General features: G+C 67.0%; 13 protein-coding genes. 10 read left to right on the forward strand and 3 right to left on the reverse strand.

All coding sequences use genetic code 11. The features are described 5' to 3' along the window. Nucleotides 1–5: 5 nt before the first annotated feature. Nucleotides 6–2018 (reverse strand): transglycosylase domain-containing protein, encoded by a 2013-nt coding sequence (locus tag RIB45_RS17660; RefSeq protein WP_350051889.1) that lies wholly within the window; start codon nt 2016–2018, stop codon nt 6–8. Between the two features lie 341 nt (nt 2019–2359). Between RIB45_RS17660 and irrA the strand changes: the two genes are divergently transcribed. From irrA to RIB45_RS17680, 4 genes are all read left to right on the forward strand, one after another. Beyond that, nucleotides 2360–2785, forward strand: a complete 426-nt coding sequence (gene irrA / locus RIB45_RS17665) for an iron response transcriptional regulator IrrA (RefSeq protein ID WP_350051891.1) — start codon at nt 2360–2362, stop codon at nt 2783–2785. A 259-nt stretch (nt 2786–3044) separates the two neighbouring features. Continuing rightward, nucleotides 3045–3464 (forward strand): rubrerythrin family protein, encoded by a 420-nt coding sequence (locus RIB45_RS17670; protein ID WP_350051893.1) that lies wholly within the window; start codon nt 3045–3047, stop codon nt 3462–3464. Nucleotides 3465–3744: 280 nt separating this feature from the next. Then, the gene (locus tag RIB45_RS17675; protein WP_350051895.1) at nt 3745–5103 is read left to right on the forward strand and encodes a heterodisulfide reductase-related iron-sulfur binding cluster; all 1359 of its coding nucleotides are present in this window, start codon (nt 3745–3747) and stop codon (nt 5101–5103) included. A 43-nt stretch (nt 5104–5146) separates the two neighbouring features. Next, nucleotides 5147–5749, forward strand: coding sequence for a DUF3501 family protein (locus tag RIB45_RS17680; RefSeq protein WP_350051897.1), 603 nt, complete (start codon nt 5147–5149; stop codon nt 5747–5749). 211 nt (nt 5750–5960) lie between these two features. Here the strand turns inward: RIB45_RS17680 and RIB45_RS17685 are convergent, their stop codons facing one another. Beyond that, nucleotides 5961–7316, reverse strand: a complete 1356-nt coding sequence (locus RIB45_RS17685; RefSeq protein ID WP_350051899.1) for an MATE family efflux transporter — start codon at nt 7314–7316, stop codon at nt 5961–5963. Nucleotides 7317–7642: 326 nt separating this feature from the next. Between RIB45_RS17685 and phbB the strand changes: the two genes are divergently transcribed. The 4 genes from phbB to speE all read left to right on the forward strand — a co-directional run bounded on the left by phbB (nt 7643) and on the right by speE (nt 10351). Continuing rightward, a complete protein-coding gene (phbB, locus tag RIB45_RS17690; protein ID WP_350051901.1) occupies nt 7643–8365 on the forward strand; it encodes an acetoacetyl-CoA reductase in 723 nt (240 codons plus the stop codon). A 55-nt stretch (nt 8366–8420) separates the two neighbouring features. Then, nucleotides 8421–8861 carry an NUDIX hydrolase gene (locus RIB45_RS17695; protein ID WP_350051903.1) on the forward strand — a complete coding sequence of 147 codons (441 nt, stop codon included), beginning with the start codon at nt 8421–8423 and terminating at the stop codon, nt 8859–8861. Nucleotides 8862–8954: 93 nt separating this feature from the next. Beyond that, entirely contained in the window at nt 8955–9506 is a 552-nt protein-coding gene (speD, locus tag RIB45_RS17700) for an adenosylmethionine decarboxylase (RefSeq protein WP_350051905.1), read from the forward strand. Continuing rightward, nucleotides 9503–10351: a polyamine aminopropyltransferase gene (gene speE, locus RIB45_RS17705; protein ID WP_350051907.1), complete on the forward strand. Its 849-nt coding sequence runs from the start codon at nt 9503–9505 to the stop codon at nt 10349–10351. The genes speD and speE overlap by 4 nt, the downstream gene beginning before the upstream one ends. Nucleotides 10352–10704: 353 nt before the next feature. On the opposite strand, the gene RIB45_RS17710 is transcribed toward speE, so the two are convergent. Beyond that, nucleotides 10705–11700 (reverse strand): S24 family peptidase, encoded by a 996-nt coding sequence (locus tag RIB45_RS17710; protein WP_350051909.1) that lies wholly within the window; start codon nt 11698–11700, stop codon nt 10705–10707. Nucleotides 11701–11880: 180 nt separating this feature from the next. Between RIB45_RS17710 and RIB45_RS17715 the strand changes: the two genes are divergently transcribed. Together RIB45_RS17715 and RIB45_RS17720 are read left to right on the forward strand one after the other, a co-directional pair. Continuing rightward, a complete protein-coding gene (locus RIB45_RS17715) occupies nt 11881–12141 on the forward strand; it encodes a helix-turn-helix domain-containing protein (RefSeq protein ID WP_350051985.1) in 261 nt (86 codons plus the stop codon). Then, nucleotides 12138–12761 carry a hypothetical protein gene (locus RIB45_RS17720; protein WP_350051911.1) on the forward strand — a complete coding sequence of 208 codons (624 nt, stop codon included), beginning with the start codon at nt 12138–12140 and terminating at the stop codon, nt 12759–12761. The genes RIB45_RS17715 and RIB45_RS17720 overlap by 4 nt, the downstream gene beginning before the upstream one ends. Nucleotides 12762–12999 lie beyond the last annotated feature (238 nt).

Here is a 12999-nt window from a genome sequence, read left to right on the forward strand (position 1 = left end):
ACCGGCTAGCGGTTGCTGCGCTCCCACAGCGGCGTCTCGTCGGCAGCGCCGCCGGCGTCCCCCTGCGCCGCGGCGTCTGACAGCGCTTCGCGCGCGGAGAAGATCAGGCGCTCGATCGGGTTGGCGTCGGGTTCGGGGGCGCGCCGCGTCTCGGCCGGCGGACGCGGCAACGCCTTCGCCGGCGCGTCGGCCAGCGCGCGCTGCATGAAACCCTTCCACAGCTGTGCGGGATACAGGCCGCCATAGACCTCCTGCATCGGGGCGGCGTCGTCGGCGCCCATCCACACCCCGGCGGTCAGCTGCGCGGTCGCGCCGACGAACCAAGCGTCGCGGTAGTCCTGGCTGGTGCCGGTCTTGCCGACCGCTTCGCGCCCGGGCAGCGCGGCCGTCTTGCCCGTGCCCCAGGTCATGCTCGCGCCGAAGACGTCCAGCGCGCCGGCCACCGCGCGGCCGCTCAACACCTGCGGCGGCCAGGTGACGGGACGTTCGTAGAGGACGGTCCCGTCGGCGGCGACGATGCGGCGGATCGCGAACGGCGCGACGGCTCGCCCGCCGTTCGACAGCGCGACGTAGGCGCCGGTCAGCTCCAGCGGGCTCATCTCGTAGACGCCGAGCGCAAGCGAGGGCGTCGGCTGCAGGTCCGTCGTGAGGCCCAGCTTGCGCGCCGTGTCGATAACGGCGCCGCGGCCCGCGCGCTCGGCCACCGCGACCGCGACCGTGTTGATCGAGCGCGCCGCGCCTTCGCGCACCGTCACCGGCCCGCGATGGCCGCGGCTGGCGTTGCGCGGCGTCCAGCCGTCGACCGTGATCTCGCGGTCGTCGATCACGTCGTCGGGTGCGACGCCGTTCTCGAACCCCGCCAAATAGACGAACAGCTTGAAGGTGGAGCCGGGCTGGCGGCGCGCCTGCACCGCGCGGTTGAACGCGCTCCGCCGACGGTCGTAGCCGCCCAGCATGGCTGCGACGGCGCCGTCGGGCCGAAGCGCGGCGAAGGCCATCTGGCTCGCGCCGTCGGCTTGCGCGGCGGCGGCGACGTCGGCGGCGGCGGCCTCGGCCGCGCGCTGCAGGGCCGGCTCCAGGGTCGTCTCGACGCGCACGTCCTGATCGATCCCTCCCAACAGATCGCCGGCCCGGTCCATCGCCCAGTCGGCGAACCAGCGGCTGTTGCGTCCGGCGGCGTCGGTTGCGCGGGTCTCGACCGTTTGACGCGCGGCGGCCTTCGCCTCGTCGGCCGAGAGCCAACCGGCGTCGACCATGTTCTGCAAGACTTCGCGCGCGCGCTCGGCCGCGCGCTCCGGCGCGACGAAGGGGTTGAGCGCGGAGGGGGCCTTGGGCAAGCCGGCCAGCACGGCTGAGCGCCACAGGCCGAGATCCTTGGCCTCCACGCCGAAATAGCGCTTCGCGGCGGCGTCGACGCCGTAGGCGCCGGCGCCCAGATAGACCCGGTTCAGATAGGTCTCCAGGATCTGCCGTTTGGTGAAGGTCCGCTCAAGCCAGAAGGCCAGCAACGCCTCCTGCACCTTGCGGCGCAGCGTGCGCTCGGGCGTGAGGAAGAGGTTTTTCGCCAGCTGCTGGGTGATCGTGCTGCCGCCCTGGCGCACCCGCCCGGCGACGATGTTGGTCCACAGCGCCCGCGCCACGCCGATCGGATCGATCCCCGGATGCTCGTAGAAACGTCGATCCTCGGTCGCCAGCAAGGCCTTGGGCAGATGCGGCGAGATCTCGGCCAGCGTCAGCGCTTCGCCGTACAGCTGGCCGCGGCGCAGTAGAGGCGAGCCGTCGGCCGCCTCCACAGTCACGATCGGCGTGCGTTCGGTGCGCGCTGCGACCGCGGCCGGATCGGGCAGATCCCAGGCGAACCAGGCGATCACGCCGGCGCCCGCCACCATGAGCCAAATCGCAGCCGCCACCAGGCCGCGCAGCAGCCGCCATCGCCCCTTGGGCGCCGGCGGCGCGGCCTTCTTCTGGCGGCCTTGCTTTTGGGGCCGCTTCTTCCCGGCTGATTTCTTCGCGCTCATGGCCCGGCCTTCTGCCTGCGTCGTATGGCGAGAGTAAGGCCCGGTTATGCCACAAGATATTGGGGTTCACAGCCCTCAATTCGCCAGATAGGGCAGGGCCTTGGCCGGCGGGTCAGGCGCTCCCGGGTTGGGTTTCGACTTGTACTCGTTCCAAAGAGATGGCTAGAGCGCTCGCAACAAAGGACTTTAATTTTTGAGTTGTCATGGTTATGTAAAGGTGGCGCACCCGCCGAGACCTCTCGACGAAGGGCGGCCCCGGCGGCGACCGTCGCCGCAGAGTTGAGCGACAGACGGCTTGAGCGAACCGCGGCTTAAGCGAACGACAGGGAAGTGCTGTGACCATGGCGAGCGTTCAGGAACGACCCTTTGCCGATGCGCTGGCCCGCCTGAAAGAGGTGGGGTTGCGCCCGACGCGTCAGCGCCTGGCCTTGGCCAAACTGCTGTTCGACAAGGGCGATCATCACACCACCGCCGAACAGCTGCACGCCGCCGCCCGGGCGGCCGACGTGAAGGTTTCGCTCGCCACCGTCTACAACACGCTGCACCAGTTCAAGGATGTCGGCATCCTGCGCGAAGTGGTGGTGGAGCCGGGACGATCCTATTTCGACACCAACACGCGGCCGCATCATCATTTCTTCCACGAGGACGACGTCCGCCTGATCGACATTCCGGACGAGGCGGTGGAGCTGAGCCGTCTGCCGGAGCCGCCCGAAGGCGCGGAAATCAGCCGGGTCGAGGTGGTGATCCGGGTCGGCGCGCGGCGCTGATCCGCTGGCGCGCCCGCGCGGGCGGGACGCCCAGATCTGTGCCGGATCCGTGCCGGATCTGTGGGTGCGAACGTTTCTCATTCTCTCCGCATAAACAATCGCATCGTCGGCAGTTTAGAACCTTTTTAAACTGTTGACAGCGCATGGCGCGCGGCTATCATGCCGCCTGTCGACGGCGTTCCCCGCGGCCCGGTAGAGGCCGGCGCGGACGTGCGACGATCCGTTAGCAAGAGATCATACGAACAGACGGAGAGACCCCATGTCGCTGAAGGGCAGCAAGACCGAGCAGAACCTGAAAGACGCCTTCTCGGGCGAAAGCCAGGCCAACCGCCGTTACCTCTACTTCGCTCAGAAGGCGGACGTTGAGGGCTACAACGACGTCGCCGCCGTGTTCCGCTCGACCGCCGAGGGCGAGACCGGCCACGCGCACGGCCATCTGGAGTTCCTGGAGGAGGTCGGCGACCCGGCCACCGGCGAGCCGATCGGCGACACCGGCGCCAACCTGAAGGCCGCCATCGCCGGCGAGACGCACGAGTACACCGACATGTACCCGGGCATGGCCCGCACGGCCCGCGAGGAAGGCTTCGACGAGATCGCCGACTGGTTCGAGACCCTGGCGAAGGCTGAGAAGAGCCACGCCGGCCGCTTCCAGAAGGCCCTCGACAGCCTGGACGGCTAATCGGCCGATCCGAGCCGATGGTTAGGGCGCGCCGGCCGAGGGCTGAAGGCTCTCGGCCGGCGGGTCCGATCCGGCGCCCGGTCGCATCACGGCCCGATAGAGGCTGATCCGGGCGCGTCAAAAGACGGTTGAAAGTCAGACCCCACAGTCACCGGTCCGGCGGCCGCAGGCGCCGCGGCGGTGGCGTCGCGCGTCCGCCGCAAGCGACCCGCCCGCCCGCCGCCTTCTTCACCGGACCCGCAGCAGCGCGCGCGGCCCGTGTCGCGCCGGGAGAAAAACGATGAGCGAAGGCAGCCTGGAAGCGCCGGTCCGGCATCCGATCGACTGGAAGAACCCCGACTTCTACGACGAGGCCAAGCTGGACGAGGAACTGCGCCGGGTCTTCGACATCTGTCACGGCTGCCGGCGCTGCTTCAATCTGTGCGACAGCTTCCCGCGGCTCTTCGATCTGATCGACGAGGCGCCGTCCGAGGAGCTCGACACCGTCGACAGCAAAGACTTCAAGCCGGTCGTCGACGCCTGCACGCTGTGCGACATGTGCTTCATGGTGAAGTGCCCCTACGTGCCGCCGCACGAGTTCAATCTGGACTTCCCGCACCTGATGCTGCGCTACCGCGCAGTCGAGGCGAAGAAGAAGGGCGCGCCCTTCGCCGAGAAACAGCTCACCGCGACCGACCGCAACGGCAAGCTCGCCGCCGGCGCGCTGTCGGGCGTCGCCAACTGGGCGACCGACCGTGGGAACGGCCTGACCCGCCCGCTGATGGAGAAGGCGGCCGACGTCCACCGCGACGCCGCTTTGCCCAAATTCGCGAAGAAGACCCTGGTCGCCAGCGCCAAGGCCAACCCGCCCAAGGCCGACGACAAGGCCCCCGCCGCCGGCAAGAAGAAGGCGGTGATCTACGCCACCTGCTACGGCAACTACAACACGCCGGAAGTGGGCGAGGCGCTGCTCGGCGTGCTGGCCAAGAACGGCGTCGCCGCCGAGGTCGTCTACCCCGAATGCTGCGGCATGCCGCAGATGGAGCAGGGCGCGATCCAGGACGTGGCCGAGAAGGCCAAGCGCGTCGCCGCCTCCCTGGAGAGATATGTCGACGACGGCTATGAGGTCATCGCGCTGGTGCCCTCCTGCGCGTTGATGCTGAAGTTCGAGTGGCCGCTGATCCTCCCGGACGACGAGCGGATCAAGAAGCTGTCGGCCGCGACCCGCGACGCCAGCGAATACGTCGTGCGCCTCGCCAAGGAGTTCGGGCTGGCGGACGGGCTGAAGCCGCTTGACGGGCCGGTTACGGTTCACATCGCCTGCCACAGCCGGGCCCAGAATATGGGTCAGAAGGCGACTGAGATGCTGAAGTTGATCCCGGAGATCGAGCTGACGGTGGTTGAGCGCTGCTCCGGCCACGGCGGCAGCTGGGGCGTGATGAAGGAGAACTTCGAGGTCGGGATCAAGGTTGGCCGGCCGGTTTTCCGCCAGGCCAAGGCGAACGGCAAGGCCAAATACGTCGCCTCCGAATGCCCGCTCGCCGGCCTGCACATCGCGCAAGGCATGGAAATGTCGGCCAAGGACGCGGACGAGAAGGCGTCCCTGCCCGAAACCACGCCGCATCCGATCACCCTGTTCGCCAAGGCCTACGGGCTTTGAGCGCCGACGTCGCTGGAGTCTGAGTTCAATGGAGACCGCCGCCATGACCCCCGCCCGATCCTCGAAGCGCAGCCTCGACCGCTCGGATCTGATGGAGCCTGAGGCCTACGCCAAGGTCCGCAAGGAGAAGCGCGCCGAGCTGCTCGCGATCAAGAAGCCGCGCCGCATCGAGATCGGCCCGGTCGCCACCTGCTATTTCGAATGCTTCGAGACGATGGTGCATCAGATCAATGAGATGCTCTGCATCGAGAAGGGCGGGGAGGAGCAGATCGACGACGAGCTCTCCGCCTACGCCGGCATGGTGCCTAACGGCCGGGAACTGGTCGCGACCGTGATGTTCGAGATCGACGATCCGGTGCGCCGCCACGCCTTCCTCGCCAAGCTGGGCGGGATCGAGGAGACGATGTTCATCCGCTTCGCCGGCCATGAGGTCAAAGGCGTGCCGGAGGCCGACGTCGACCGCACCACCGCCGACGGTAAGGCGTCGAGCGTTCAGTTCCTGCACTTCCCCTTCACCGCCGACCAGATCGGGGCCTTCAAGCAGACGGACGAGCAGATCGTCGTCGGCTTCAGCCACCCGCAATACAGCCACATGGTCGTGCTGCAGGAGGCGAGCCGCGCCTCGCTGGCCGAGGATTTCGACTGAGGGGCGGGGCGCGCTTTCCCACCGCATCCGATGTCATCCCGGACGGCCTAAGGCCGTCCGGGATCTCGAGGGAGGAGCAGGATCGTCGAGATCCCGGCTCTGCGCTGCGCTCCGGCCGGGATGACATCCCGCTTTTCGCCATGCCGCAGTCCCCGCGAAGGCGGGGATTTTTTACAGCCCCCCGGGCCAGCCCGGCGCGGGGCGCCCTCGCTCACGCCGCCCGCACCCCCTGCACCGACCGCCACGCCCACCGGGCGCCCAGGATCGTCACGTTGACGAAACTGGCGATCAGGATCCCCTCGAACAGCCCTTCCGGTCCGCGCTCCAGATGCACGCCCAGCCACCAGCCGGTCGGGATCATCACGACGAAATAGCTGAAGAAGGCGATCGCCGTCGGGACCCAGGGATCGGCGGCGGCGCGGAGCGCGTTGGCCAGCACGACCTGCCCGCCGTCGGCCACCAGCAGCCAGCCGACCAGCATGATGGTCGGGACGGCCGCGACCGCCAGGAAGGGCTCGTCGGTGTAGAGGCTCGCCACCTCTCCCGGTATCAGATTCAAGATAAGGCCGAAGAGACCCATCGCGACCATGCACCAGCCGAACCCCGTCCAGCCGGCGAGCGCGCGGTCCGGCCCGTCGCCGCGGCCGTGCGCGACGCCGACGCGCACGCCCGTCGCCGTCGCCAGGCCGAGCGCGATCATGAACAGCATCGCGAGAAGCGCATTGGCCACGCCGTAGACCGCCAAGGCCTGCGGCCCCAGCCAGCCGGCGAACAGCGCCATCACGCCGAAGGCGCCCGTCTCGAAGCCAAGCGACAGGCCGGCCGCGTAGCCGTAGCGCCGGTCGCCGCGCCCGCCCTTCAGCCAACCGGGGTCCGGCCGCAGGCGCACGCCGAGTGCGTCGCGGTCCCGCAAGCGCCAGACATAGGCCAGCAGCGCCGCCGCCATGAAGACCCGCGCGATCGTGGTGGCTATCGCCGCGCCGTCCGCGCCCAGCGCGTCCACGCCGAAGCCGCCGTAGATCAGCCACCAGTTGAGCGGCAGGTTGATCACGTTGGCCGTCCAGATCGCCACCCACACCGGCGCCGGGCGGCCGATCCCCTCCAGGAAGAAGGCGGTGGTGATATAGAGCATCATCGGAATCAGACCGGCGCCCTGCCAGAAGGTCACGGAGGCGCTCGCCTCGATCAGGGCGGACGACTGGCCGGTCAGCGCGAAATAGGGCGCGCCTTGAGTGGTCAGGGCGAAGCCGATCGCGCCGATGACAAAGGCGTAGGGCAGACCGCGCCGCCAGACCTGGCCGGTCTCCGACCAGCGCTCCGCGCCGCGATGGTGCGCGGTCGCCACCAGCACCCCTTGCATCAGCCCGATGCCGACCACCAGAAGAATGATGAAAGGCGAGGTTCCCAGCGTGTAGTAGCCGACCGACTCGGCCGAATAGCGTCCCAGCATCGCGATGTCGACGGTGGTCAGCATGAGCACGCCGGCGCGGCTGACGGCGACGGGCGCGGCCAGACGGAACAGCTCGTGGGTGTGCCGCGCGAGGCGGGAGACCAGCCATTGGGACATGCTCCCTCCCGCTTATTCCGCCGCGCGGCGCATGACAACACCGTTGGGCGAGACGGTTGGGCGACACCGCCCGCGGGGGCGCGGCGCGTCTGCGTTGAAACACGGACGCGGCATTGAGGCCGGGCGCTTAATTTGTTTCAATCGAATCTAAGAAGCCGGTCATCTGACGCGCTTATCCTTTGGACCCGCCCCGATCGGGCGGTCTTCCGGTCGAGCACCCGGATTAAACCGGCGGCCCGCGTGCACGCGGCGGCCGCGCCGGCTGCGGTGCGGTTCGGCTTCGTCAGGGACGCGCGGGCGACAACGCAGGAACGAGGAGGAAAGTCATGGGACGTGTTGCACTGGTCACCGGCGGCACCCGCGGCATCGGCGCCGCGATCGCGACGGCGTTGCAGGACGCCGGCTACACGGTCGCCGCCAACTACGGCGGCAACGACGACGCGGCGAACAAGTTCAAGGAGGAGACGGGCGTCTCCGTCTACAAGTTCGACGTCTCCGACTACGACTCGGTGGTCGACGGCGTGAAGAAGATCGAAAGCGAGCTCGGCCCGATCGAGGTGCTGGTGAACAACGCAGGCATCACCCGCGACGGCACCATGCACAAGATGACGCCGGACCAATGGCAGGCGGTGATCGACACCAATCTCGGCTCCTGCTTCAACTGCAGCCGCGCCGTCATCGAAGGGATGCGGGAGCGCAAGTTCGGCCGCATCGTCAATATCGGCTCGATCAACGGCCAGGCCGGGCAGTACGGCCAGGTCAACTACGCCGCCGCCAAATCGGGCATCCACGGCTTCACCAAGGCGCTGGCCCAGGAAGGCGCGCGCGCCGGCATCACGGTCAACGCGATCGCGCCCGGCTACATCAACACCGACATGGTCCGCGCCGTGCCGGAGGACGTGCTGGAGAAGATCAAGGCGCGCATCCCGGTCGGCCGCCTCGGCGAGGCGAGCGAGATCGCCCGCGGCGTCGTCTTCCTGGTGAGCGACGAGGGCGGCTTCATCACCGGCTCGACCCTCTCCATCAACGGCGGGCAGCATATGTATTGAGGACGCCTCCGGACAAAGCCTCCCCCCTTCATGGGGGGAGGTTGGCGGGGGCGCCATGACCGCCCGCCCCCTGATCGGCGTCGGCGTCGTCGTGTTGAAGACGACGGCCCACGGCCCGCAGGTGCTGCTGATCAAGCGCGGCCGCCCGCCGCGCGAGGGTCAATGGTCGCTGCCCGGCGGTCGCCAGGAGCTGGGCGAGACCGTGCGCGAGACCGCGATCCGCGAGGTGCGCGAGGAGGCGGGGGTCGAGATCGCCGACCTGCGGCTGATCGACGTGGTCGACAGCATCACGGCCGATCCCGCCGCGCCCGCCGGCCCGCCGCTCTACCACTACACTCTGGTGGATTTCGCCGCGCGCTGGACCGCGGGCGAGCCGCGCCCCGGCGACGACGCGATCGACGCCTGCTGGGCCGATCCCGCGGATTTGGACGGGTTCGCGCTGTGGGAGGAGACGGTGCGGGTCATCACCGCCGCCTGCAAACCAGCCCTGCCGTGACTGCATGGCGACAGTGATGAAATTTCATGGGAAATCCCCATTTTTCCCATTGCGTGCGAAAGCCGTTCCAGTGCATATCGCGCGCTCACGTTGATGAAGCGTGTCATCTACTGGATGGAGGATGCGATGCCGAGAGACGACATCGCTCTTTCCGATCTGGGGACGGCAGCGGACGGGGTCCAAAGCGCAGCCCATAAGGACGAGAGCGTAACCGAAACCTTCCACCTGCCCGCCGGCCTTTTCGCCGACGACAGGTTGGATCATTTCATCAAGCGCGACGGCGAGACGTTCGCCGGGACCCACTTGATCGTCGACCTTTGGGAAGCCAGCGGGCTCGACGACATCCACCATATCGAAAGCGTGCTCAAGCGCTGCATCGAGGTGGCGGGCGCGACCCTGTTGCATTTCCACCTGCACCGCTTCAGCCCCGAGGGCGTCTCGGGCGTGGCCGTGCTGGCGGAGAGTCACATCTCGATCCACACTTGGCCCGAGGTCGGCTACGCGGCCCTCGACATCTTCATGTGCGGCGACGCGACGCCGCATGCGGCGATCGAGGTGCTGCGCGAGGGCTTCTCGGCCGGCCGGGTCGAGCTCAACGACCTTATGCGCGGCCGCGTGGCGCGCCAGGGCGTCCCGGTCTCGTGACCGGCGACTGGTTCGACGAGGAGCTCCATCCGGAGCTGCGCCAGGGGTTGAAGATCGACCGGGTCCTGTACCAGTCCGGCGACGGGCTGCAGGATCTGGTCGTCTTCGAAAACCCGCGCTTCGGGCGGGTCTTGTGCCTTGACGGCGTCGTGCAGACGACCGAGGGGGACGAGTTCGTCTATCACGAGATGATGACCCATGTGCCGATCCTGGCGCACGGGCGGGCGCAAGACGTGCTGATCGTCGGCGGCGGCGACGGCGGCATGGCGCGCGAGGTCCTCAAGCACCAGGCCGTGCGCCCGGTGATGGTCGAGATCGATCCGGACGTGGTCGAGTTTTCGAAACAGCATCTGCCGTCGCTTTCGAACGGCGCCTTCGACGACCCCCGGCTCGAGCTGGTGATCGCCGACGGCTGCACGTTCATGAAGGAGACGGAGAAGCGCTTTGACGTGATCATCGTCGATTCGACGGATCCGATCGGGCCGGGCGAGGTGCTGTTCACCGCCGAATTCTACGCCGACTGCAAGAGCCGCCTGAAGCCCGGCGGCGTGATCGTCACCCAGAACGGCGTGCCCTTCGTGCAACCGGACGAGGTGACGAACAGCTGGCGGCGCTTGGGGCGCAGCTTCCAGGACGTGCATTTCTACCTGGCGGCCGTGCCCACCTATCAGGGCGGCGACATGGCCTTCGGCTGGGCCAGCGACGACGCGAGCCTGCGCCGCCAACCGGTCGAGACGATCGAGGCGCGCTTCGAGGCCGCCGGGATCGAGACGCGCTACTACACCCCCGAGCTGCATGTCGCGAGCTTCGCGCTGCCGAAGACGGTGCGCGATCTGTTGCGCTAGCGGCTGCGGCTTGAGTCTGCGCCTTCGCCGACACGCCTGATTGTTCAGCGGGCGCCCCCCCCCGCGCGAAGCGAGACATTCCGGACCTTGGGACAGCGGGCGATGAAGGGCTAACCTTCATCGCCCTTTTCTCATTGAAAACAGGCCATAATCAATCTGCTGAGCTGTTAGGGGACACATGAACCTGCAGTGAGGCGGGATATGGCGGGATGAGGCGGGACCCCGCGGGATGACTGGTGTTCGGGCGTCGTCGGGGTTTCGTCGTTGAATTTGCAGTCGGGCATGTTGCGGGCCTTTCTGACACTTGAATTTGCAGTCTCTCGGCGCGGCGTGACGGCGCTCTCAGGGATCTCTCAGAGTACCTTCCCGACCCACCGAACGCGGCCGATGACCTGGAGGTCGGCGAGGTCCTGCTGGCCGAGACGTTCGGCCGGATAGAGCTCGGCGTTGTCGGAGACGATCTCGAGACCGCCCGCCATCAGGGGCCGCAGCCGTTTGATGTAGGCGACGTCGTGCAGGACGAAGGCCATGAGGCCGCCCTGCAGGTCCCGCTCTCGCGTGTCGATCATGACCAGGTCGCCATCGCCGATCGTCGGCTCCATCGAATCGCCGCGGGCGTCCAGCATCACCAGGCCGTCCGTCGAGGACCGTCCCAGCTTGCGGCGCAGAAACGCTTGCGTGAAGGGAATGTGATCCAGGAGCTCCGCCCGGTCGATGAAGCTCCCATGGCCGGCGGCGAGCGCCAGGTCGTAGCGCGGCACCCTCGGCGTGTCTGACTCTGAATGGCTCTCATCCGCGCCAAACTCGTAATAATCGTGCACGACCCTTAGTTCGTCAGCGTCGATCTCAGCCGTCCAATTTTCACGGGATGGTTTGATGAGGTGCTCGTAATCCCTTTCGTACCTCGGCTTTCCAATGAGCAATGCGGCAAGGCGCGCATAGACCTGCGACTCCCTGAGCAAAAATGTCTCCGCATCGACCAAATCCGTCCTTCTGCCTTCTTTCTCTATGCGTTTCTGGACAGCCCGGAAATCCTCATCGATCAGAGTTCTTTCAAGCTCGGCATCGGCAGCAACCTGTATTCGACCGTCGATGACATACGCTAACGACACGCGGGCGGCGGTGCATATGCCCGCTACAACGAACGCGCCTGGCTCCGCGCCATCGAAGTATCGCTGTAGCTGCTTCCATGATCGTTCAGCGGCCCGGACAGAAGTGTCCTGGCCGATGGACTCGCAGGCCGCCCTGAGGCGTCTTCCAAGATTTCTCTCCAATCTTGGAAAGCCTACCCCATCTTTTGGCCAAACTTCCAACTTCTCACTTTCCTTTTTATTATCAGCAGGTTGCATGTCTACTCAACACACTGGTCAGGCGCGCCTTCTTGGAAGACAAAAACGTCTTTACGAGTGGACATATCTGTCTTAGCCTCCTCGAAGTCCGATACCGGACGGCAACCGATCGACAAAAACCGGCCTGGCGGGGCCGGTGTTGGAGGGAAGACGGTGCGACGCAACGAGCACCCGGAAGATGTGAAGGCGCGCGTCCGCAAAACGGGCGTCACGCTTTCAGAGGTGGCGCGGCGGGCTGGGATCTCTGAATCCGCAGCTCATAAGTGCCTCTACCGGTGCACGCCCGCAGGCAACCGAGCCATCGCCCGTCATCTGGGCGTGAGGCTCCACGCGCTCTGGCCCGAGTGGTTCAACCACGACGGCAGCCGTCTTCTCCCTGACGCCGAAAATCGTACGCGTTCGAGCCGCTCCGGTCACTGTCAAAAAGGGAGGGCGGCGTGAACAACGACGCTGAATACGCGGGAACCTGGGCCTATCGGGCCCTCGCCCAACTGCAGGATGCGCAGCGCGACCTGGCGGAGGTCTGGCTTCGCGGCCGAGACCACACCACCGGGAACATCGGCTGGGAGGTCGTCAGGGCGCTCCGCTCCGCCCGCGGCGCTGTCGCAGAGATGGAGAAGATCCAAGCGATCACGGAACGGCCGGCGGCTGAGATCGCGAGCGCGCCTCCGAAGTCCGAGCCAGACCTGGAGGTCGCCCTCATTTGCGCCGCCATCGCGCAGGCCGATGAACGTGGGGTTGACCGCGAGACCGTGCTGGAGGCGCTGGGCCTTCTCGGTGTGTCCCTGTCAACCGAGCGGGTGAAGGTGATCAGGCAGTGCCGGCCTACTCCGTTGGCCGATCTGATTCGTCAGAATCAGGAAGACCTCCTTGAAGCAATCGAAGCTGCCCGCGGATGTCCTCCGGATGAGGCCCCGAGTCGTGGTCCAGCATCCTCCGTATCTGCCGGAGAACAAGCACCGACTCGCCCGAAACCTGCCCATCCAATCGCGCAATTGCTTCATCGAGCCCTTGAGCTGCTCGACCCCGATCCAACGCGCCCTGCCGATGGAGCGCGATGATGATGGCGTGCAAGGCGATTTCCAGTCCGCCGATTAATCCAACGACCGGTTTCAGTTTCGCGGACACGACGGCGTTAATGTGGTCTTCGATGATCTTGGCGGCGTGTTCGTCAGGATCCTTTGGCGACATCTCGCTTTCTCTCCTCGGTGGTGTGGTAGCTCCGAGTGTAGAGGAAACCGGGCCGGGCGTCAGCGCGCCCCCCTCCCTTCCCGCGCTGACGCCCGCCCGGGCCTTGTC

This window comes from Marivibrio sp. (assembly GCF_040218065.1).
Classification (GTDB): Bacteria; Pseudomonadota; Alphaproteobacteria; order UBA8366; family Aestuariispiraceae; genus Marivibrio.

Coding starts and splice junctions, on each gene's coding strand:
- RIB45_RS17660 (WP_350051889.1), bottom strand. CDS start 2,018: ATGAGCGCGAAGAAATCAGCCGGGAAGAAGCGGCCCCAAAAGCAAGGC.
- irrA (WP_350051891.1), top strand. CDS start 2,360: ATGGCGAGCGTTCAGGAACGACCCTTTGCCGATGCGCTGGCCCGCCTG.
- RIB45_RS17670 (WP_350051893.1), top strand. CDS start 3,045: ATGTCGCTGAAGGGCAGCAAGACCGAGCAGAACCTGAAAGACGCCTTC.
- RIB45_RS17675 (WP_350051895.1), top strand. CDS start 3,745: ATGAGCGAAGGCAGCCTGGAAGCGCCGGTCCGGCATCCGATCGACTGG.
- RIB45_RS17680 (WP_350051897.1), top strand. CDS start 5,147: ATGACCCCCGCCCGATCCTCGAAGCGCAGCCTCGACCGCTCGGATCTG.
- RIB45_RS17685 (WP_350051899.1), bottom strand. CDS start 7,316: ATGTCCCAATGGCTGGTCTCCCGCCTCGCGCGGCACACCCACGAGCTG.
- phbB (WP_350051901.1), top strand. CDS start 7,643: ATGGGACGTGTTGCACTGGTCACCGGCGGCACCCGCGGCATCGGCGCC.
- RIB45_RS17695 (WP_350051903.1), top strand. CDS start 8,421: ATGACCGCCCGCCCCCTGATCGGCGTCGGCGTCGTCGTGTTGAAGACG.
- speD (WP_350051905.1), top strand. CDS start 8,955: ATGAAGCGTGTCATCTACTGGATGGAGGATGCGATGCCGAGAGACGAC.
- RIB45_RS17710 (WP_350051909.1), bottom strand. CDS start 11,700: ATGCAACCTGCTGATAATAAAAAGGAAAGTGAGAAGTTGGAAGTTTGG.